Source organism: Bifidobacterium sp. 2450 (assembly GCF_041900695.1).
Taxonomy (GTDB): Bacteria; Actinomycetota; Actinomycetes; order Actinomycetales; family Bifidobacteriaceae; genus Bifidobacterium; species Bifidobacterium longum.
In genome coordinates, this window is the sequence record NZ_JBHEEA010000020.1 from 1 (window position 1) to 21635 (window position 21635).

Here is a 21635-nt window from a genome sequence, read left to right on the forward strand (position 1 = left end):
GGTAGTGCCCGAACTCTTGCGCACTTTGGTCTTCGCCCGTCCCTGTGGCGGTGATCAGTTCGCTGCTGGTACGGTCTCACCGAGCCTTGACATGTCGAGGTAGCGGCGCGTCGACCACTCGTCGGATGTCACGTAGCGGACCCTCGCGCAGACGAGCATCAACGCGCTGCGTCCGTCGGGGAACGAGCCGACCACGCGGGTCCTGCGCCTGATCTCGCGGTTGAGCCGTTCGATCATGTTGTTGGTGCGGATCCGACGCCTATGCTCGCGCGGGTAGTCGTCGAGCAGGTAGGTCGTGGTCTCGCCGATGCCCTCGCGCAGGCATTTGGCGGCCTCCTTGAGTTTCCTGGATTCCATGTCCCGGGCGACGGATTCGGCCTTCTCCAACGCCTTGTCGCGTGATTCCATGGAGAACACGGCCTTCAGTGCGTCGGCCGCCCAGTCGCGGTTCCCGGGGTTGACCCTGGCGAGTATGTTGCGCTCGAAATGCACCATGCACCGCTGGTAGCGGGCATCGGGCAGCAGCTCGCCCGCGGCGGCGACCAGCCCCGCGCACCGATCTCCCGTCACCAGTCTCACGCCCTTGAGGCCTCGTGCGAGCATGCCTTTGATGAATTCGCGCCAGCTTTCCGCGTCCTCCTTCATGCCCTCGGCCACCGAAAGCACCTCGCGCCGCCCGTCCATGCCGACGCCGATGGCCACCAGGATGCTCACGTTCTCCACGGACCCGCCCCAGCACCTTTTGTGCCACACGCCGTCCATGAACAGGTACGGGTAATCCTGTTCGAGGGGCCTGCCCCGCCATGCGTCGATATCCGCATAGACGCGCTTGAGCTTGTCGCTCAGGGTCTGCGAGGGCATGCGGTCGCCCCACAGGAGCCGGCTGACATCATCGACCTGGCGGGTGGAGACGCCGGCCAGGTACATGTCGATCAAGGCCTCCTCGACGCTCTCCTCACGCCGACGGTATCGTTCGATCACGGCCGACTCGAACACCGCGCCCTTGAGTTTCGGCACTTTCAGGCTCATTTTGCCGGCCTTGACGGTCAGGTCGCGCTCGTAGTGGCCGGCCCGGTACGCCTTGCGGTCCCCGCTGCGCTCGTAGCGCGCGGCGCCGGTGATCTCGTCGGCCTCGGCGTCGAGCATCGCGTTCAGGGTCTCCTCGACGCTTTTGCGGACCATCCGGTCCAGGGTGGTTTCCAACATGGCCTGGTCGACCTGTAGAATCTGCTGTGACATGGCTTCGTGCCCTCGTTTCCAATCGCGGTTTTCTAATGTCTGGCGACTGAAAATCGTACACAGGACACGGGCCATGCCCCTATCTCAAGCCCAAACCAAAGTGCGCAAAATCTCAGGCGTTATCGAAGCATTGTGATGTCTACGCTTTTCTTGGGACATATATATTTCTTTGCAGAGTCACTCTTTAAAATGTTGATAACACGTCCTGAGAAGGGAAACGAAGCAGACAGGCAGGAGCCGGCTCGAAAACAATGATTTTGTGAGCTGGATTGTAAGTATCGATATTTCTATGTCTGTTTAATTGAGCGGAGATGAGTCCATCCAATGCGAAGCAGTACTGGAACAAAACAAAGTGGCACACGCACACAGTCGCGCGTGTTTACTGTGCTGTCGGTGCTGTTTTTGCTGATTGGGTTTGCCATCATTACCACGCCGTTCGTCATGCGCGCCATCAGCGAGTACCAGCAGAATGCCACTGTGCAGCAAACGCAGCGCGAGGTGGATGGCTGTCCGTACCCGCAGGCGGAGAACCAGCTTAAGGCCGCCCGCGAGTACAACAAGAGGCTTGCGGCTGGTAGCCAGACCACCATTGGCGAGGTCAAGGATCCTTTTGCCAGCAATGCCGGCCAGTCCACCACTTCCGGCGCGGATGATTCGATGGCCGCCAAAGACCAGGAATATCAGAATCTGCTCGACGCTGGTCAAGGCGTGATGGGCTCCATCCGCATTCCTGAAATCGACGTCAATCTGCCTATATACCACGGCACCAGCGAAGATGCGCTCGCCGTGGGCGCCGGCCATCTCTATGGTACTTCGCTACCGGTCGGAGGCAAATCCACGCACTCCGTAATCACCGGCCATCGCGGTTTGCCGAACTCGTTGCTGTTCACTCGCCTTGATGAGATGAAGAAGGGTGATTCCTTCTACATCGAGGTCATGGGCAAGAAACTTGGCTACAAGGTCGACCGCATTACCGTGATCAAGCCCGACGATTCCAGCAAACTACGCATCACCAAAGGTGAGGATCGCGTAACCCTCATGACCTGCACGCCTTATGGCGTCAATTCTCATCGCTTGCTGGTTTCTGGCGTGCGTGCCGAAATCCCAGAGGAAGTGCCTGACCCGGACGATGTACACGGCGTCAACACCACATGGCTGGCACTGGGAGCCATAGTGCTGCTGGCCGTGCTGCTCGCTTTCATCGTCATATTGATGCGGCGCAAGCAAAAGCGCGATCGGGAATTTGCCGGCCTCGCCCAGCATGCCGCACGTCCGACAAAATAAGCGCCGCGTATCTGCGATTCCGCGTTGGTAATATGAACGGTTTCGGGTGCCGGATTATTCAAAAAAGCAGCCAAATCTTCGTAACTCGATTTCGAGGGGCTGATTTGGCTCGTTCCGGAGGTCTACTTCCACTTCGAGGGGCTGGTGCCAAAGTAGACATAGCTGCAAAACGGCAGAATGACGTTGGCGCAAAGCCGCTTCTACTTCCGTTTCAACGGGTAAAGAGCCCCTTGAAGTGGAAGTAGACCTCTGGCAAACGTGAAATCAGCCCCTCGAAGCCGATTTAGGCAGTCTTTCTACCATCAGGAAGCGTTTCAGCGCTTCTCTCGGCGCATCACGGCGGACAGGGACTGCACGCGCGGCAGGTCGAAGACCTCTTCGGTATGCACCACATGTCCTTCGCCATCGGCCAGCGGCACTCGCCAGTTGGAATACTCGCTGGACGTGCCCGGCTGATTCTGCGAGCGGCATTCGCCCACGCCGTCCACCAGCGCGGCCTGCAACAACAGCGACGGCGTATCAGTGAGCATGGCGTGCATGGCTTCAACGATCTCCTGCACGTGGCCTTCCACATCATCGGCCACGGACTGGGCGATGTAGCCGTTCTCCACCAAACGATTCATCATCGCGGTGCGTTCGGCCATGGCCGAGGCGGCGAACGCCTCCACCGGCTCGCTGAGCAGATGCAGTTCCTCGCGCAGTTTCACATGCTCGAAGTTCAGATAGCCGGCGGTCGGCGGCAGGTCGTGTGTGGTGACCGACGCCAACGCCTGTTTGCGGTAATCCTGCGGTGCACGGTACGGGTCGCCGGCGTTCGGCGAATCGTCCACGCGGTTGAACCACTCCACATCGGTGCCGAGCACGCCGTGATCGGCCAGAATGCGGCGCACGTAATCCGGTACGGTGCCCAGATCCTCGCCAACCGCCATGCCTCCGGCGCGCGTGGCCTCGATGGCCAGTACTCCCAGCATCGCCTCGTGGTTGTACATCACGTAGGCGCCATTGCGGGCGCCAAGTCCCTGCGGAATCCACCACAGGCGGAACAGTCCCAGCACGTGGTCGATACGCACCGCGCCCGCATGCTCATACATGGAATGCACCATTTCGCGGTACACCTGGTAGCCGGTGGCTTCCAGATAACGCGGGTTGAACGGCGGCTGGCCCCAATCCTGGCCCTGCTGGTTGTAGAAGTCCGGCGGGCAGCCGACCGTGACGCCACCGGAGGCGAAACGCTCCGGGTTGGCCCACGCGTCGGCGCCGAGCCCGTGCACGCCAACGGCCATATCCTGCATAAGGCCAAGTGTCATGCCATGATCCAAGGCCGTGTGCTGAGCGTCGTTCACCTGCTCGGCGGCGATCCACTGCAGCCAGCGGTTGAACTCGAACAGATCATGATGGTCCTTAATCAGCGCCTGCACGGTCGGGTCGTCGATGGTCTTCTCGAAGAACCAGCGGTTCTCGCCCCAAGGTGCGCCCCACACCCCGAAGCACAGGCACCAGGTGGCGAAGGAATCGAGGTCCGGGCCGGCCGTGGCCTTGAAATGCTCAAACTCCAGCTCGCGCTTGTTGTTGCGGCCCGCATCGAAGATCAGGCGCAGGGCCGGGCGCTTGGCCTCCCACGCCGCGTTGATATCCATCGGCGTGGATTCATCATTGCGTGCGGACACCGAGGCATGCAGTGCATCCACCTGGGCGCGCACGTCATCCGGCAGGGTGGCGTATTCGGGAATGTCTTGCGGGCGAATGTACGTCACGTTGAGGAACCGGCGCGATTCCGGCAGATACGGCGAAGGCTCGAGCGGCGGAATCGGCGCACCGGCGTGAATCGGATTGATGAGCATGAAGTCGGCCTTGGACTTCTCGGCGGCATCCGCCAAAAGACGCTTCAGATCGCCGTAGTCGCCGATGCCCCAGGAATCGTGGGAGCGTACCGAATACATTTGCGTCATCCAGCCCCAGCGCTGATGCCCCTCGACCGCCTTCGGCACGGCGATGCGTGCGGGGGCGGCGATGATGGTCGTCTTGCCTTCGCGCCCGTCAACCGTGACGGTCAGCGTGTGGTAACCCATCGGCAGGTCAGGGGCGATGGTGAGATCCGGCTGACCGGAGTTGAGATTCGGCAGCACGGAGAAGTGGTCGTATGCGGTGCCGTCTTCTAGGGTGATTGCAGCGGTGATGTCCGCGTCCGACTGGCAATTCAGGGTCAGACTTGTTGGCTTGCCGGTGGTGGCCACGATGGTGGGTGGTAGCAAACGTTTGCTGTTTTCGGCCTCAAGTTCGATCATGGAACGTTTTATAGCCTCGTCGCTGGAAGCGTCCACATCGAGGGCCTTGAGCACGGCGACTAATGCGTCGTCGCTGATTTCGGTGTAGATGCCGAGCTGATCGATGAACGAGGTCGCAAGCCCGGATGCTTTGGCCAATTTGATCAGCGGTCGAGCTAGGCGTTTGGCGCTTTCCGTTCGTTGTGTGGTGTCTGGTGCATTGGTTGTCGCTTCATTGCTGCGCGCCTCGGTCATAATGGCTCCTTGCTGTGCGTCCATGTACTGCTGTTCGTTTGCATTGCTGTTTGAAGGCCGCTCTGCGTTGAGGATCCGGCAATCTGACAGACCAATGTTGAACCTGTTCCGCTCTTACCGTAGCTCATATTGACAACGATTGCAATAGGGCGGTGAGTTGGGCTGGTTCGGAGGCGTCGGCGGTGTTCTGCCCCCCAGTCAACTTCGCCGACAGCCACCGCCAGCGGGGCGAAGCTGAACGGGTTTAGCCGAGGACGGCGAACGATTGGGCGGGGAGTGTCAGGGTGCGGCCGGATATGGTCGGGGAACCGAGGGCAAGTATCGGGGATGCGTCGGAGCGGAGTCCGTCTGGCAACTTCACGGTCTCGGTGCCTCGTCCAGGATTCATGGCGATGAGCAGAGGGCGGCCTGCGGCGTCGCCGCGGTCGGCGGTGGAGCCGGAATCTTCTCCGGAATCCATAGGCGTGCGCGGATGGGCGAATGCGTGGCCGTCTGTTGGCGTGCGCAGGTAGGCGAATGCGCGGCCGTCCGAGGGGGCCGCCACCACGTCGAAGCCGCCAGCGGAAGCCAGTGCGGGCTGCTCGGCGCGCAATGCCAGCACCTCGCGAACCCAGTTGAACAGTGAATCTTCGCGTGCGGCTTCGCTGGCAACGGTCGGCGCATCGGCGGCCGAATCGACCGGCAGATATAACGACTCGGTTGGCGCGCTGGAGAAGCCGAGGTTCGGTTTGTCGGCGTCCCATTGCATCGGGGTGCGGCTGCCGGTGCGCACATAACCGCCCTCCTTGGTGGGCAGCGAGCGGTATCGCATGCCGATTTCGTCGCCGTAGTAGAGGAACGGGCAGCCGGGCATGGTTAGCAGCATGCCATACGCCACCTTGAGCTCGCGCTCGGTAAGCCGCTGTGCCACGCGCAATGTGTCGTGATTGCAGGTGATGAGGTTGAAGGTGCCGCCAGCTTGTTCGCAGTCGTGCAGCTGCGGCAGATACTGTTCGAGGAACGGTGCGATCGAAGTGCCGGAATCGGCGTTGAAGTAGCTGACATCGCCCTCGTGGTCCAGCGGCGTATCCGTATTACGCAGCAGCATGTTGTAGCCGTTCGGATGGCCGTCCCAGCGCCAGTCAAGATAGAAGTCCATATCAAAGCCGGCCTGCATCGACTCGTAGGGGCGGCCCCATTCGGCGACGAACGCCGCCTCAGGAAACTCGGGGCGAATTTGCGAGAAGATGTATTGCCAGGTGCGGATGGTGAAAGGCTTGCCGTCGTCGTCATGCTTGACGAGGCTGTCGGCCATGTCCACGCGGAAGCCGTCTGCCCCGCGGGAGAGCCAGAAGCGCATCACGTCGATCATCGCCTCGCATGTGTCCAGTGCTTCGGGCCCGAGCGCCGGCTTCTGCCATGGGTGTTTTGGGTGGGCGAAGCCGTAGTTGAGGGCGGGCTGGCATTTGAAGAAGTTGAGGATATAGGTGCCGTCGCGCTCGGTCTCGCCGCCGATGAAGGGTAGGCCGTCGCCGCCGGCGATCCAGGAGTCGGTCCAGATGTAGCGGTTGGAGACGTTAGTGGGCTGGTCTCTCCCCCAGTCGGCTTCGCCGACAGCCCCCTCCTCAGAGGGGGCTATGGTTAGGTCTCCGGTGTTTTCTTTACGGCTCGGCCCGTCAGAGGGGGGTGGAGTGGTGCGCTCGGCAGGGTTCGGGCGGGAGCTGGCTTGGAACCAGTGGTGTTCTTCGCTGGTGTGGCCGGGGACCAGGTCGAGTAGCACGTGCATGTCGCGCTGGTGGGCGGCTTCGAACAGCACGATCAGGTCGTCATTGGTGCCGTAACGCGGCGCGACTTGCGTATAGTCGCGCACGTCATAGCCGGCGTCCTTGAACGGCGAGTCGAAACAGGGGTTGATCCACAGCGCGTTGCACCCCAAAGCGGCGATGTAGTCGAGCTTGCCGGTGATGCCGGGAATATCGCCGATGCCGTCGCCATTCGAGTCGGCGAACGATTGCGGGTAGACCTCGTAGAATTGGGCGTTTTCCAACCAGGCCGGCTTGGGGTAAGTCTGGGGCTGTTGCGTTATCGTGGTCCTTTCTTCAGGTGTGATGAATCTGGCTTCTCTGCCGGGTTCGAATAACGGTTGTTCTTACAGATTCTTGCGGGATGTTGCTTAATGATACTGCATGATTGCGAACGCTGTCAATCTGGAGAAACGCGGGGTAAACGTTGAAATATCAAGGATTTAAGACTCTGCAATTATGGCTGATTGCAATTGGCTTGCATACGTTCACAATTTCAGTTACACTGAACTCAAGCAACAACGACGCACCCTCGATCTTCCGCGATTCCCCTGTATCGGGCCGAGAACGGAAACGTAGTACCCAAGGGTGTGCGTGGCAGGAGCCGATACTGAAGTCGGCGTCCGAAGAAAGGAAAATCAACGATGATGGCACGATGGAAGAAAGCCCTGGCGGCGATTTCCGCCTGTGCGCTGTTCCTCACGGGCCTGTCCGCCTGCGGGTCCGCAAGCGCGGGCGGAGACGCGGAGCACATCACGCTTGTGGTGTGGGCCTCCCAGGAGGACCAAGCCAACACGGATTCGTGGCTGCAGACCATGGAGGCCGCATTCGAACAGCAGCACCCCGAATACAGCATCACGTGGAAAAACCAGAACGTGGCCTCGGCAGACGCCGCCGGCATAGCCAAGCAGGATCCGACCGTAGCCGCAGATGTTTACACGTTCGCCAGCGACCAGCTGGGCACCCTGCTCGATGCCGGCGCCGTCGGCCAAGTGAGCGACCCGACGATGAAACAGCTCGCCAAGCAGACCAAAGGCAACGCCACGATGCTACAGACCGTCACCGGCGAGGACGGCAACGTCTACGGTGTGCCGCTGGCCGGCAACACCTGGTTCATGTACTACCGCAAAAGCAAGTTCACCGAGCAGGACATCACCTCGCTGGACGCCATGCTCGCCAAGGGCAAGGTCTCATTCCCGCTGACCAACTCCTGGTATCTGCCCGCCTTCTATATCGGTGCCGGCGGCACACTGTTCGGCAAAGACGGCACCGACGCCAAGTCGGGCGTGCAGTTCGGCGGTGCAATCGGCGCCGCCGTCACCGATTACCTCGTCGACTTGCGCAACAACCCGAACTTCGTCAACGACAAGAACGGCTCCGGCCTGGCTGGTCTGAAAAGCGGCAAGGTCGACGTGGTCTTCACCGGCAACTGGGACGCCGCCACGGTCCGTGAGAATCTCGGCGACGACTGGGGCGTGGCCAAGCTGCCCAGCTTCACGCTCAACGGCAAGCAAGTGCAGATGAAGGCCTTCGCCGGTTCCACCATCTACGGCTGGAACCCGTACACCAAGCATCCGGTGGCCGCCGACCAGTTCGCGGCCTTCCTGTCCGGCACCGAATCACAGCGCAAGCACTATGAGATGCGTTCGGTGATTCCCTCGGACAGCGAGCTTGCCTCCGATCCGGCCATCGAGAAGGATGCCGTGGCACAGGCCCAGATAGACACCATCGCCCAGACGTCCGTGGTGCAACCATCCATCGCCGAGATGAATAACTTCTGGGTGCCGTGTGAGAACTTCGGCAATTCCATCTACAACAAGGAAGTCACCCACGCCAACTCGGCCAAACTCACCGAGCAGTGGATGGCCTCATACCAGAGCCTCCTGTAGAACGCGAGAAGAAAGACCAATCATGGAAACCACAGCCATGCCGCGCGCAGCGAAACGCGCACCACGCCGCCGCAAGGCGGACTACATTCCCCCGTCGCGCTACACGTTGCGCGCGGCGGCCACCCAAGGCGATGCCCTGACCCGACTGTCGTTCCTGGTATTGGGCGCAGGCAACCTGGCCCGTAAGCAGGTGGCCAAGGGACTGGTGTTCCTGGCCATCGAAGTGGCGTATATCGCCTACATGGTGACGGTTGGCGGGCCGGCGCTCGCAATGCTGGGCTCGCTCGGCTCCCGCACCCAGACCAAACAGAAGATCGATGGTTATTGGCATTACGATGCCGGTGACAATTCGGTGCTGCTGATGGTCTATGGTGTGGCCGCCGTGTTCATCACCGTACTGTTCCTTGTGTTCTGGTCGTATGCCGTGCGCAGCGCGTACAAGGCACAGGTGCTCGCCCGAGAGACCGGCAAGGCGCCGACCTTCATCGAAGACCTGAAGAACATCACCGATCGCAACGCGCAGGTCACGTTCATGGCGTTGCCGGTGGCCGGCATCCTTGTATTCACCGTCCTGCCGACGCTGATTATGATGTGCATCGCGTTCACCAATTACGATCCCGATCACGTGCTGCTGTTCGACTGGGTCGGCTTCAAGAACTTCACCCAGCTGTTCAGCGCCACCGGCGAGATCAATGCCGCCCAGTTTGGCAGTGTGTTGGCCTGGACCCTGATTTGGGCGTTCTTCGCGACGTTCCTGAACTTCTTCCTAGGCCTGTTCCTCGCGATGATCATCAATCGTCGTACCACCCGACTCAAGGGCTTCTGGCGTGCGGCGTTCTCGCTGTCGATCGCCGTGCCGCAGTTCGTCTCGCTGCTGGTCATTAACCAGATGCTCCAGCCGGAAGGTGCCATCAACCGCCTGCTGATGTCTTGGGGGTGGGTCGATAGCCCGCTGCCGTTCTTCACCGACACCATGTGGGCCCGCGTGACCGTGATCGTCGTCAACCTGTGGATCGGCATCCCGTTCACCATCATGCAGATCACCGGCATCTTGCAGAACATCCCCGCCGAACAGTACGAAGCCGCCACCATCGACGGCGCGAACTGGTGGCAGACCTTCACCCGCATCACGATGCCCTACCTGGTCTTCGTGCTCACCCCGTACCTGATTACCACGTTCACCGGCAATGTGAACAACTTCAACGTCATATATCTGCTGTCCGGCGGCAACCCGACTCCGGTGGGAGATACGGCTGGCAAGACCGACCTGCTTATCACCTGGCTGTACAAGCTCACGGTGGACCGTGGAGACTACAACCTGGGTGCCGTCATCGGCATCTTCACGTTCGTCACCTTGGCAGTGGTCTCCCTGATTACCTACCGCAGTAGCGCTTCCTACAAGAATGAAGGAGGATTCCGATGAGCAGCAACGCGCAGACCGTGACCCCTCGTACCGATATCGCAACCCCTAAGTCCGTCAGCAATCCGTTCTGGCATGACCAGCGTAAGCGTCGCATCGTGGGCGATGTCCTAAGCCATCTGTTGCTCGCCGTGCTTGCGGTGATTTGGGTGATTCCGATTGTGTGGGTGGTGCTGGAGAGCTTCAACAAGAATCCCGGCCCCTACAACGAGACTTTCTTCCCCACCGAATACACGTTGGAGAACTACACCAAGTTATTCACCGACACCCACATCCTGAACTTCCCGCGCATGTTTATGCATACGCTGGTGATTTCCATCGTGGTGTGCCTGATCAGCGTGTTCTTCGTGCTGTGCGTGGCGTTCTGCATGAGCCGCATGCGCTTCCGTTTCCGCAAGTCGTTCATGAACATCGTGCTGGTGCTGGGCATGTTCCCGGGCATCATGTCCGTGGTAGTGATCTACTTCATTCTGAAGTCGCTGGGCCTGACCCAAGGCGTGGACGTCACCGTGGCGTTGATTCTTGTCTACTCGGCTGGTGCCGGCGCGGGCTTCTACGTGATGAAGGGCTACATGGACACGATTCCGATGTCGCTTGACGAGGCCGCCTACCTTGACGGATGTACTCGCTGGCAGGTGTTCACCAAGATCATCATCCCGGTGTGCAAGCCGATGCTCGTCTATCAGGCCCTCACCTCGTTCTTGGGCCCGTGGCTTGACTTCGTGATGGCCAAGGCCATCGCCCGCACGCAGGATAACTACACCGTGGCGCTCGGTCTCTACCAGATGCTCAGCCGTGAGTATCTCAACGATTGGTTCGCCCGCTTCGCCGCCGCCGCGGTAATCATCTCGGTCCCGATTGCCATCCTGTTCATCGTCATGCAGCGCTTCTACCAGGAGTCGATGTCTGGCGCGGTCAAGGGCTAGTTTTTAGCTCCCGCTGGCGGGAGCTGTCAGCGAAGCTGACTGAGGGGTTCGTGGTGGAGCAACCCCGCTATGAACCACCCACCGACACTTCGCGCCATCTCTTGCCAGCGGGAGGCCGGATGCATTGGAAAGGAGGGACCCCCCATGGAACAGCAGATCTCCGCGTTGGCGGTAGACGATTGGACGCCAGCCGAACTGGCGATGCCCTGCCCCGATTATCCCGTCTATCAGGATGACGACCTCGGTGCGTTCCCGGATGCCAAAGGCACTACCTTCCGCGTCTGGGCGCCCTCGGCCGGCGGCGTCACCCTGCGCCTGTTCGACTCCGGCACACCGGAAGATCCCGCCGAACCCACGCAGACCCGCGACCTCACGCCAGGCGCGGACGGCACCTGGCTGGTGCGCTGCGACGGCATCGGCCACGGCACCTACTACGACTATCTGGTCCGATTCGCGGACGGCACCGTCAATCGCACCGCCGACCCGTGGGCCCGCGCGGCCGGCGTGAACGGCCGGCGCAGCATGGTCGTCGACCTCGACCAAACCAACCCGGCAGGCTGGGCCGAGGACCGCCGCCCGCACATCCCCAGCCGCGACCTGGTGATTTGGGAAACCCACATCGGCGACTTCAGCAACGACGAACACAGCGGCATTCCGGAAGAGCATCGCGGCACCTATCTGGCCTTCACCCACCCGGACACCAGCGTGGACGGTGCCGGCGAGTTCCCCACCTGCATGGCCTACCTCAAACGGCTCGGCATCACCGCCGTGCAGCTCATGCCGTTCTACGACTACGGTTCCATCGACGAATCGATCCCACGCACCGACCCCGCCCACGGCTTCAACTGGGGCTACGATCCGCTCAACTACAACGTTCCCGAAGGCTCGTACAGCACCAATCCGTATGATGGCGCCGTACGCATCCGCGAATGCAAACAGATGATCCAGTCGCTGCATAATGCCGGCATCAAGGTGATCATGGACGTGGTCTACAACCACATGTTCTCCACCGACAACTGGTTCGAACGTATGATTCCCGGCTACGCGCTGCGCCGCCGCGCCGACGGCACCTTCGCCGACGGCTCGGCCTGTACCAACGACGTGGCCACCGAACACCCGATGATGCGCAAGTATATCGTCGATTCCGTGGTCTACTGGGCGCGCGAATACCATATCGACGGCTTCCGATTCGACCTCATGGGCCTGATTGACGTGGACACGATGAACGCCGTGCGTACCGCGCTCGACCAGCTGCCTGGCGGCGCTACGATCTCCATGTACGGCGAGCCGTGGGCGGCCCGCGAAACCGCGCTGGTGCCCGACACGATTCTGGCCGACAAGCGCGGCATGCCCTACCTGAGCCCGCGCATCGGCGCGTTCTGCGACTCCACCCGAGACGCGGTGCGCGGCCATGTGTTCTACCAGTGGGTGCCCGGCTACCTGACCGGCGCGGCCGCCGATTACGCTGACGACATCCGTCATGCCGAAGACGGCTGGCGCGGCACCTTGCGCGAGACCGCCAGCGTGGGGCAGGTCATCCAATACGTTTCCGCCCACGACGACCTGACATTGTGGGACAAGCTGTGCGCGGCCATGCGCCGCATCCCCACCGATACGGACTATTCGGCCGAAGACGAGGCGTGCGAGGATCTGATGCGCGCCAACCGACTGGCGGCCGGCATCGTATTCGCCTCCGCCGGTGTGCCGTTCATGCTGTCCGGCGAGGAATTCGCCCGCACCAAGCACGGCGTCTCCGATTCGTTCAGCAGTCCAGCCGCGTTGAACCAGCTGGATTGGCGCCGGGCGCAACGCATGGGCGATTTGGTCGACCATTACGCCGCGCTGATCCGACTGCGGCGCGGCAACCCGGCCTACTTCGGCGGCGCTCGCATGATCGTGCCGCGCGACGACGAGACCGTGGTGTTCCGCGTCGGTGACGATTGCGTGGCCATCAACCCCACCGGCAGCCCGCAGACCCAGCTCGCGACCGATCTGGAGATGCCCGACCCGTACGGCGAGGTTTCGAAAATCGCACCCAACGAATGGCAGTGCATCTACTGTTCCGGCAGCGACATGCCGGGCGCGGTGGAACGGCGACTGCTGCCCTTGCCTCCGTACACCTTCACCGTCTGGCGCCGCAGTCGTGGCTGACGGCGATGCTCGCTCCCGCCGGCGGGAGCTGTCTGGCAACGCCGGACTGAGGGTGGTCGATGAGGCCGACACCGTACCGACCGTGGATGCGGTGTTTTTCGATCTATACGGCACTCTGGTGGATATCCGTACCGATGAGACATCGGCTGCCGCCTGGGATGCGTTGCGTTCGGCCTTGTCCGACTGCGGCGTGACGTACACCGGCAACGCCGAGCTCCAGCGGCGATTCGAAACCTTGGCACAGCCGATTCGCGATGCCGCCGTCGCCGCGCACGGCGAGTGGGTCGAGCCCGATTTGCTGCCGGTATACGCGGCGTTGGCGGGGGAGTGCCGGAATGACGACGCTACGGCACGATCGTTGGCATGGACGTTCCGGCAGGCGAGTACCAGCCTACTGCGGATGTATTCGGGCGCGCCGGAACTGCTGGCGCGATTGCGAGCCGCAGGAAAGCGCGTTGTACTCGTCAGCAACGCGCAATCCTGCTATACGCGCCCGGAACTGGCCGCGCTTGGGTTGGACCGGGCGTTCGATCGCATCGTCATTTCCAGCGAGGTGGGCGTACGCAAACCATCGCCCGCAATCTTTCTCCGGGCGCTTGAGGCCGAGCATCTGACGCCTGACCGCGTGCTCATGGTCGGTAACGACGAACGTGCGGATATCCTGGGTGCAGCGTCGGCGGGCATTGCCGGCGTCTATCTGCGTACCGAGATTTCGCCCGCCAGCGACCCGCAGGCCAGTGCGCATGCCGCCTTGTCGCTGGCCGGCCCCGATTATGCTGAACTATTGCAATACCTGACATAGCCCAATAAAGCCCCGCTGGCGGGGGGCTGTCGGCAAAGCCGACTGGGGGTGGCCGCCGGGGCGCCACACAACTCCCACAGCCCAAATGATCACAACAACGGAGGAACACATGAACGAAGTCGAAATGGAGAAGACGCGGCGCGGCGAGCAGCGCCGTCGCAAGGGACTGTCCGTGTTCCGCCTCAAGGTGATCGGCGCGATCTTCATGGCGCTCAACGTGGCGAGCGTCGCGATACTGCCTACGTTGGTGGGCGACCCGAGCCAGGACATGGCAGCACTGACCGCGGTCGTACTGTGCGCGGCGGCTTCCTGGATCGCCGTGCCGATCTATTCGTGGCTGCTGTTCGACGGCTACCGTCATACGCATAACGCATGGGCGTACGGGCTGCGACTGCTCGTCGTGGCTGTGGTCAGCGAGGTGCCATACGACCTGATCATGACCGGCAAGCCCTTCAGCCTGAGCGTGCAGAACCCGGTGTTCGGACTGCTCATCGCCCTGGTCGTGCTGGCGCTGGTGGACTGGCTGGCCAAGAAATACCACGGCGCCTTCCGCTGGACGCTGACTGTGCTGGTCATTATCGCGGGCCTGCTGTGGGATTTGCTGCTGCACGTGGGCGTGGATCAGCGCGTGCTGTACACGGGCGTGCTCACGCTGTCGTTCGTGATGGTGTTCTACTTCCTCAACGCACGCGAGAATTCGATGATGTTCACCGCCGGACTGCTAGGCGCAGTAATGTGCATCACACCCGCCATCGGTGTAGCCTTCCTGCACTACCGCAACGGCGAGCAGGATTTCAAGCAGCCATGGACCAAGTGGGCGTTTTATGTGATCTACCCGGTACTGCTGGTGTTTGGCGCGTTGGTGGCGGCGTAGTCTCGGAATCGGCCCTTGGCCGATTCCGTTGGCCGATTCCTCCCCTACGCCATCTTCCCAAACGGCATATCCGTGCTGCGTGGCACGAGTTGCGCCTCGATCACCTCATGCGGGGTGCCCGGCGTCTCGCCGGCGATGAGCTTGAGCGCTTTTTCGGCCGCCGTGCGTCCCATCGCATACGGGTCCTGCCTCATGGTGGTCAGGTTGATGGTGTCGGCATAGGGGCTGTCGTCAAAGCCGACAATCGAATAATCGCGCGGCGTGCGGTGGCCGTAACGTTCCAGCTTGAGCACCAGCGGAATCGCCATCATATCCATCTGGCAGCAGATTGCGTCCGGGAACTCATCCATCGCCAGCAGCGCGGATAATGCGGAGTCGGCGAAGGCCGGGCCGCGCGGCACGGAGAGCACTTCCCAATTGATGCCGTGCTTGCCTTCGGCGTCCTTGCAGGCGTTGATGAAGCCCTGTGCGCGTGCGTCAATCGAGGAATCCAGCCCGGCGGCCTCGGAACAGGGGTAGACGATGTGCTTGTGACCGAGGTTGATGAGATGCTGCGCGGCCGTGTACATGCCTTTTTCGTCGTCGATGCTGATGGTGGCGTCAAAGCCTTCGGAAGACGGCGTATTGATGCCGATGATCGGCACATGAATGCGCTGCAGCTGCTCGACCTCGTGCGGATCGATAGCGAACGAGGCCACGAAAACGGCATCGACATTGCGGCGAATCGGCAGGTCGGTGAAGAACTCATGACGGTTTGCGGCGGTATCGATGTGCTGGAACAGCGAGATGTCATAGCCGGCCGGATGCATCACCGATTCGATGCCCGCGAACGTTTGCGTATTGAACCAGCTGGTGATCTCCTCATTCATCAGCATCGCCACACGGTAGGTCTGTCCGGACTTCAGGGCGGTGGCGGAGCGGGAGATGTTGAAATCGAGCTTATCGGCCACATCCAGCACCTTGCGGCGGGTCTTCGCCGAGACGAGTTCCGGGCGGGTGAAGGCGCGCGACACTGTAGAAATGGAGACTCCGGCCTCCTTGGCTACTTGGTAGATGTCTGCCTTGCCCATGTTCCTCCTCGTGCAATTCGTGGTATCAGCTATGCCACGTAATCCCCCCTAACGGGTTGCGCCATCCACGATGTGTAATCATTTGTATCATACGCTGCAAACGTTAGCGCGAAGCTAGGGGAAGTGTTGCTTGATGTGGTATGCTGATTGGGACATAGTGTTGCGAACGTATGCAGTCTGTCAACTGTGCTGCATGCCATTTCTGCAGGAGTGGTGTTGAAAGTGTTGCAAACGTTGTCAACGGTCTGACTGTGCGATAGGGGGTGTTCCCCTTCATGGTTCGTGCGGTCAATGCTCAAGGATGAGAGAAAGGACTCATATGGCCGTACGACGATTCAGCTCGCTCGCCAAACGCCTTGCCGTAACCGGCATAGCGGTGGCAATGTCTGCCACAACGCTGGTAGCGTTGCCGGCTTCTGCGGACGAGACCGAGGCCAATGCACAGGCGCGCACATCTGTTAGCGCGCCGGGCGATGTGATCGCCATCGCATTCCAAACCAACTGGAATTCGGTGGCCAAGGAGTGTACCGAGGTTTACGGCCCCGAAGGTGTGGGCTACGTACAGGTCTCCCCGCCGATGGAGTCCATCCAGGGCACTGAATGGTGGACCTCCTACCAGCCGGTCAGCTACAAGCTCGACTCCAAGCTCGGTACGGAAGCCGAGTACAAGACCATGATCGCCACGTGCAACGCGGCGGGCGTCGAGATCATCGCCGACTCGGTCATCAACCACACCACCGGCGCCGATCAGGGCGAGGGCACCGGCGTCGCCGGCAGCAAGTACGACGGCGAGGGCAACTTCCCCGCAATCCCGTACACCAAAGAGAACTTCCACGACTGCACCAAGAACATCGGCGACTACACCAACGCCGACGAAGTACAGAACTGCCGCCTGACCAGCCTGCAGGACCTCGACACCAGCCAGGAATACGTGCAGGACAGGCTCGCCGAGTACATGAACCATCTGCTCGACCTCGGCGTCTATGGATTCCGCGTCGATGCGGTCAAGCACATCGCCACCGATGATGTGGCCGCCATCAAGGACAAGCTCGCTGAGAAGTCCGGCCGCAACGCCGACGATATCTTCTTCGAACAGGAGGTCATCGGCAATTCGTCCGAAGCGGCGGCGATTCAGCCGAGCAACTATCTGGCGAACGGCAAGGTGTCCGAATTCAACTTCACCAACCACCTGTCGGTCGCCTTCGCCGGCGACATCACCGACGAATCCAAGGGTCTCTCGAAGGTCGGCGGTGACGGTTGGGTGAGTTCCGACAAGGCCGCCGTGTGGGTGACCAACTGGGATACTGAGCGCGGCTCGGCCATCACCTACAAGAAGGGCTCGAAGTACCTGCTTGCGAACGCGTTCATGCTCGCGTACAACTACGGCCAGCCGCACATCTATTCCGGCTACTACTTCGACAACTCCGACGACGGCGCTCCCGGCGCCACCGAAACCTCCGTGCCCGACATGGAGTGCCCGACCGGCGGCTCGATGACCTCCGGCACCTGGCAGTGCGCTGAACGTTGGACCGCGATCCGCGGCATGATCGGCTTCCACAACGCGGTCAACGGCACCGACGTCACCAACTGGAAGGCGTACGACACCAACGTGCTCGGCTTCGGTCGCGGCGACGTCGGCTACCTCGCGCTCAACAACAGCGCCGACGACTCCAAGCAGACGTTCCAGACGTCACTGCCCGCCGGCGAATACTGCAACGTGTACGCCACCGGCGACTGCTCTGCAACTGTGACCGTGAAGGACGACGGCACGTTCGACGCGACGCTCGCGAAGAACTCCGCCATCGCGATCTACGCGGGCGCGACCAAGGATTCCTGGACCGGCACGACCAAGTCCGATCCGTCCGATCCGGACCTGTCCGTCAACGACGAGACCAAGAAGGCCACGGCCGACACGAGCCGCACCATCTACTACAAGCTGCCCGACGGCTGGAAGCAGGCGTACCTCCACTACGGTATCGACGGCTGGGCCGAGCAGGGCCACGAGCTGATGGCCGACGCCGGCAACGGCTGGGTCAAGTTCACGGTCGATCCGAAGGGCAAGTCCTTCGAATACGTATTCACCGACGGCGGCGACAACTGGGACAACCCGAATGGCGGCGGCAACTACACCGCGCAGGGCCACTGGACGGCGGTCGCCGACCACGAGGCCAGCGCCGGCGTGCCCTCCGACGTGCAGTCGTACCAGCCCAAGACCAAGGTGATCGTGCACTACAAGCCCGCCGAAGGCGACGCCGTCGCCGATCGCGGCGTGTACATGTGGGGCACCGACAAGAACGGCGCCACCCTGAACGGCGCGTGGCACGCCTTCACCGGCGAGGACTCCTACGGCAAGGTGTTCGAGACCACCATCGATGGTGCGTACGACGCCGCCAAGATCGGTGTGATCGTCACCACCGAAGGCTGGGACAAGGTCGGCAGCGACCGTACCATCGACGGGTCCACCGGCACCGCCGAAATCTGGGTCGACGGCGCCAATCCGGACGAAACGCTCACCGAAGCCCCCGACGGCTACAAGAAGGCCGCCAACCAGATCGACGTGACCATCCACTACCACCGCCTCGCCGACGACTACACCAGTGAAGACGGCATGAAGGCATGGGACATCTGGGGCTGGGCCGACGGCGTCAACGGTGCTGCCTACCCGTTCACCGAGCACGACGACTACGGCCTGATCGCCAAGTACACGCTCAAGGGCAGCGGCATGAGCACTCCGCAGTTCATCGTGCGCTACGGCGGCGACAGCTGGGAAGCCAAGGATCCGAACGACGAGAACCGCACGATCCCGCAGTCCGCCATCACCGTGAACGCCGACGGCACCGCATCCGCCGAAATCTGGCTGGTGCAGGGCGACACGACGATCTACACCAACGGCACGCTCTACGACGCCAAGGGCACGATCGTCTCCGCCGAAATGACCGACTTCAACACCATCACGGTCAAGCTCAACAAGGCGCTCGCCATCGACAAGCCGGCCGACGCGGTGTCGGTCGAGGGTGTGAAGATCAAGGACGTGAAGGCTAGCGGGAACACCGTGACCATTACCACGGCCGACGATCTTGACGTGACCAAGGCCTACAAGGTGACGATCGAGGACTACGGCACGCAGAACGTGTCGCTCGGCGCCGTCGTGCGCTCCGACGCGTTCGACAAGAAGTACGCCTACGACGGCGATGATCTTGGCGTGACCTACAAGGCCGAGAAGTCCATGTTCAAGCTGTGGGCGCCGACCGCCACCAAGGTGACGCTGCGCCTGTACGCCAACTCCACCGATCCGAAGGCAGCGCAGACCGACGCCGTGACGCTGGAGAAGTCCGGCAAGAAGGGCGTGTGGACGTTCGCCGTGGACAAGGATCTCAAGGATTACGCCTACGACTACGAGCTGACCTTCGCCGACGGCACGGTCAACACGTCCGCCGACCCGTACGCGACCGCCGCCGTGGCCAACGGCGAGCGATCCGTCGTGCTCTCCGACAAGGAGAAGGGCAGCGCCGGCAAGCGTATGGAGTCGTTCAGCAAGCCGACCAATGCCATCATCACCGAGGCCAGCGTGCGTGACTTGACCATCGACCCCAGTTCGGGCGTCGATGAAGACAATCGCGGCAAGTTCCTTGGCATGGTGCAGGAAGGTACTACGGTCAACGGCGTGGAGGGCGCGGCGTCTACTGGCGTCGACTACCTCAAGTCGCTCGGCGTCACCCATGTGCAGATTATGCCTTCCTATGATTTCGGTTCCGTGGACGAGACCGGCGATCTGAGCTACGGCGCGCAGTACAACTGGGGCTACGATCCGGAGAACTACAACGTGCCGGAAGGCTCGTACTCCTCCGACCCGAGTGACCCGAGCGCTCGCGTCAAGGAAATGAAGCAGATGGTCTCCGGGCTGCACAAGAACGGCCTGTACGTGGTGATGGATGTGGTCTACAACCACGTCTACAACGCCTCCGAACACGCCTTCAACAAGACCGTGCCTGGCTACTACTTCCGCTACGACGCCAATGGCAACCTGACCAACGGCTCCGGCTGCGGCAACGACGTGGCTTCCGAGCGTGCGATGGCCCGTAAGTACATCGTCGATTCCGTGAAGTACTGGGCGACCGAGTACAACGTGGACGGCTTCCGCTTCGACCTCATGGGTCTGATTGACCAGACCACCATGAATCAGGTGCGTGCGGCGCTTGACGAGATCGATCCGTCGATTCTCGTCATCGGCGAAGGTTGGGATATGACTGACGCCATTGGCAACCAGGAAACCACGCAGCCCAATGCCTCCAAGGTCAAGGGCGTGGCGTTCTTCAACGACTCCCTGCGCGACGCGATCAAGGGCAGTGTGTTCTCCGACGAGGACACCGGCTTCATCACCGGCAAGGCCGGCAAGGAGAACCTCATCGCCACCAACGTGCTCGGCTGCAACAACGCGCGCGAGGGCATCGATGAGAACGGCCACTGCAACAACGGCACCGCCGACACGAACTACGGCGGCGCGGATCAGGTGGTGCAGTACGTCGAGATTCACGACAATCTGACCTTGTACGACAAGCTGGTCAAGAGCGCGCCTGCGGATTCCGAGGAGACTCGACTCGCTCGCGCCAAGCTCGCGGACTCGCTGATTCTGCTCTCGCAGGGCATCACCGATATGCAGTTCGGCCAGGAGTTCCTGCGCACCAAGGGCGGCAATGGCAACAGCTACAACGCCGGCGACACGGTGAACGCCATCGACTGGAACCGCACGGTCGGGCAGGCGGATTCCGTGAACTATGTGAAGGGCCTGATTGCCCTGCGCAAGTCCATCGGCGCGCTGCATCTGAGCAGCTACGATGACATCGCCAAGAACATGACGGTGCTGCAGCAGTCCGATGGCGTGGTGGCCTACCAGCTGAAGGACGGCAGCGACACGTATGTGGTGGTGTTCAACGCCAACGAATCGGCCGCAACGGTCGAGGCCGTGCCGGCTGGCAAGTACACCGTGCTGGCCGCCGATGGCAAGGTGACGGAGACGCAGGATAAGAATGCTGCAACCACCGTGGGCGCTGACGGCTACCAGGCCGGAGCGCTCGCCGCTGCCGTGCTCAAGGCCGGCGCCGACGATGATTCGACCAAGTCCGATGGCGGCAAGGACGATTCCTCCAAGCCGGGCAACAACGACGGCAAGGACGATAACCAGTCGGGCGGCACCGCCACCCCGGGTACTCCGGGCGATAGTGGCAACGGCAATGGTCAGACCGGTGACGGCAACGCCTCCAACGGCGCATCCGACACCGCGGCCGGCCAATCCCAGCAGTTCGGCGCTGCCGCTCTGCCCAACACCGGCGTAGCCCTGTCCGTCATGGCGGTCGCCGTATTGGTGATGACCGCTGCCGGCATGCTGTTGCAGCGGTTCTCCAAGGGCGGCAATGTCGTCAACAGTAAGGAGGGCTTCGAACAGTAGTCCACACCGCGTCAGTTGCTGAGTGGCCCCCGCTGGCGAGGGCTGTCAGCGAAGCTGACTGGGGGTGGCTCAGAGCCGCTCCAAAAAACCTGAGCCTACATCGCTCAACTTTTGTGATGAATTTGGGAATAGAACTTGCCAAACAGAAGTTGAGTGATGTAGGCTCAAGTTTTGGAAGGCCCAAGAACCAACCAAGGAACTTGAGCAAAGAACGTAAGAACAAACGAGTAATTA

12 protein-coding genes are annotated in these 21635 nt (G+C 61.5%); 8 read left to right on the plus strand and 4 right to left on the minus strand.

Annotated features, from left to right (window positions below):
- Nucleotides 1-54: 54 nt before the first annotated feature.
- Nucleotides 55-1239 (minus strand): IS256 family transposase, encoded by a 1185-nt coding sequence (locus ACEUKI_RS09830; RefSeq protein ID WP_131218582.1) that lies wholly within the window; start codon nt 1237-1239, stop codon nt 55-57.
- Between the two features lie 324 nt (nt 1240-1563).
- On the opposite strand from ACEUKI_RS09830, the gene ACEUKI_RS09835 reads away from it, so the two are divergent.
- A complete protein-coding gene (locus ACEUKI_RS09835) occupies nt 1564-2523 on the plus strand; it encodes a class C sortase (RefSeq protein WP_251847706.1) in 960 nt (319 codons plus the stop codon).
- A 314-nt stretch (nt 2524-2837) separates the two neighbouring features.
- Here ACEUKI_RS09835 and malQ read toward each other — a convergent pair whose 3' ends face one another.
- On the minus strand, nt 2838-5042 hold the full coding sequence (malQ, locus tag ACEUKI_RS09840; protein ID WP_080785570.1) for a 4-alpha-glucanotransferase: 2205 nt from the start codon (nt 5040-5042) through the stop codon (nt 2838-2840).
- Between the two features lie 244 nt (nt 5043-5286).
- On the minus strand, nt 5287-7107 hold the full coding sequence (locus tag ACEUKI_RS09845; protein ID WP_080785569.1) for an alpha-amylase family glycosyl hydrolase: 1821 nt from the start codon (nt 7105-7107) through the stop codon (nt 5287-5289).
- 360 nt (nt 7108-7467) lie between these two features.
- On the opposite strand from ACEUKI_RS09845, the gene ACEUKI_RS09850 reads away from it, so the two are divergent.
- From ACEUKI_RS09850 to ACEUKI_RS09875, 6 genes are all read left to right on the plus strand, one after another.
- The gene (locus ACEUKI_RS09850; RefSeq protein WP_374156820.1) at nt 7468-8712 is read left to right on the plus strand and encodes an extracellular solute-binding protein; all 1245 of its coding nucleotides are present in this window, start codon (nt 7468-7470) and stop codon (nt 8710-8712) included.
- Nucleotides 8713-8734: 22 nt separating this feature from the next.
- Complete coding sequence (locus ACEUKI_RS09855) at nt 8735-10135, plus strand: carbohydrate ABC transporter permease (protein ID WP_080785567.1); 1401 nt, start codon at nt 8735-8737, stop codon at nt 10133-10135.
- A complete protein-coding gene (locus ACEUKI_RS09860; protein ID WP_115769990.1) occupies nt 10132-11058 on the plus strand; it encodes a sugar ABC transporter permease in 927 nt (308 codons plus the stop codon). The genes ACEUKI_RS09855 and ACEUKI_RS09860 overlap by 4 nt, the downstream gene beginning before the upstream one ends.
- Before the next feature lie 144 nt (nt 11059-11202).
- Entirely contained in the window at nt 11203-13209 is a 2007-nt protein-coding gene (gene pulA / locus ACEUKI_RS09865; protein WP_236838312.1) for a type I pullulanase, read from the plus strand.
- Nucleotides 13202-14011 (plus strand): HAD family hydrolase, encoded by an 810-nt coding sequence (locus ACEUKI_RS09870; RefSeq protein WP_236838313.1) that lies wholly within the window; start codon nt 13202-13204, stop codon nt 14009-14011. Before pulA (ACEUKI_RS09865) ends, ACEUKI_RS09870 begins: the two co-directional genes overlap by 8 nt.
- Nucleotides 14012-14120: 109 nt before the next feature.
- Entirely contained in the window at nt 14121-14885 is a 765-nt protein-coding gene (locus ACEUKI_RS09875; RefSeq protein WP_080785563.1) for a TraX family protein, read from the plus strand.
- A gap of 44 nt (nt 14886-14929) precedes the next feature.
- On the opposite strand, the gene ACEUKI_RS09880 is transcribed toward ACEUKI_RS09875, so the two are convergent.
- Nucleotides 14930-15955 carry a LacI family DNA-binding transcriptional regulator gene (locus ACEUKI_RS09880; RefSeq protein WP_374156821.1) on the minus strand — a complete coding sequence of 342 codons (1026 nt, stop codon included), beginning with the start codon at nt 15953-15955 and terminating at the stop codon, nt 14930-14932.
- A gap of 319 nt (nt 15956-16274) precedes the next feature.
- On the opposite strand from ACEUKI_RS09880, the gene pulA (ACEUKI_RS09885) reads away from it, so the two are divergent.
- Nucleotides 16275-21401 carry a type I pullulanase gene (pulA, locus tag ACEUKI_RS09885; protein ID WP_374156822.1) on the plus strand — a complete coding sequence of 1709 codons (5127 nt, stop codon included), beginning with the start codon at nt 16275-16277 and terminating at the stop codon, nt 21399-21401.
- The last annotated feature ends 234 nt before the right edge of the window (nt 21402-21635 follow it).

Bases quoted from the DNA above. Each gene is read 5' to 3' on its own strand.
- ACEUKI_RS09875 (WP_080785563.1), top strand. From the start codon at position 14,121: ATGAACGAAGTCGAAATGGAGAAGACGCGGCGCGGCGAGCAGCGCCGT.
- ACEUKI_RS09860 (WP_115769990.1), top strand. From the start codon at position 10,132: ATGAGCAGCAACGCGCAGACCGTGACCCCTCGTACCGATATCGCAACC.
- ACEUKI_RS09855 (WP_080785567.1), top strand. From the start codon at position 8,735: ATGGAAACCACAGCCATGCCGCGCGCAGCGAAACGCGCACCACGCCGC.
- ACEUKI_RS09850 (WP_374156820.1), top strand. From the start codon at position 7,468: ATGATGGCACGATGGAAGAAAGCCCTGGCGGCGATTTCCGCCTGTGCG.
- malQ (WP_080785570.1), bottom strand. From the start codon at position 5,042: ATGACCGAGGCGCGCAGCAATGAAGCGACAACCAATGCACCAGACACC.
- pulA (WP_374156822.1), top strand. From the start codon at position 16,275: ATGGCCGTACGACGATTCAGCTCGCTCGCCAAACGCCTTGCCGTAACC.
- ACEUKI_RS09880 (WP_374156821.1), bottom strand. From the start codon at position 15,955: ATGGGCAAGGCAGACATCTACCAAGTAGCCAAGGAGGCCGGAGTCTCC.
- pulA (WP_236838312.1), top strand. From the start codon at position 11,203: ATGGAACAGCAGATCTCCGCGTTGGCGGTAGACGATTGGACGCCAGCC.
- ACEUKI_RS09835 (WP_251847706.1), top strand. From the start codon at position 1,564: ATGCGAAGCAGTACTGGAACAAAACAAAGTGGCACACGCACACAGTCG.
- ACEUKI_RS09830 (WP_131218582.1), bottom strand. From the start codon at position 1,239: ATGTCACAGCAGATTCTACAGGTCGACCAGGCCATGTTGGAAACCACC.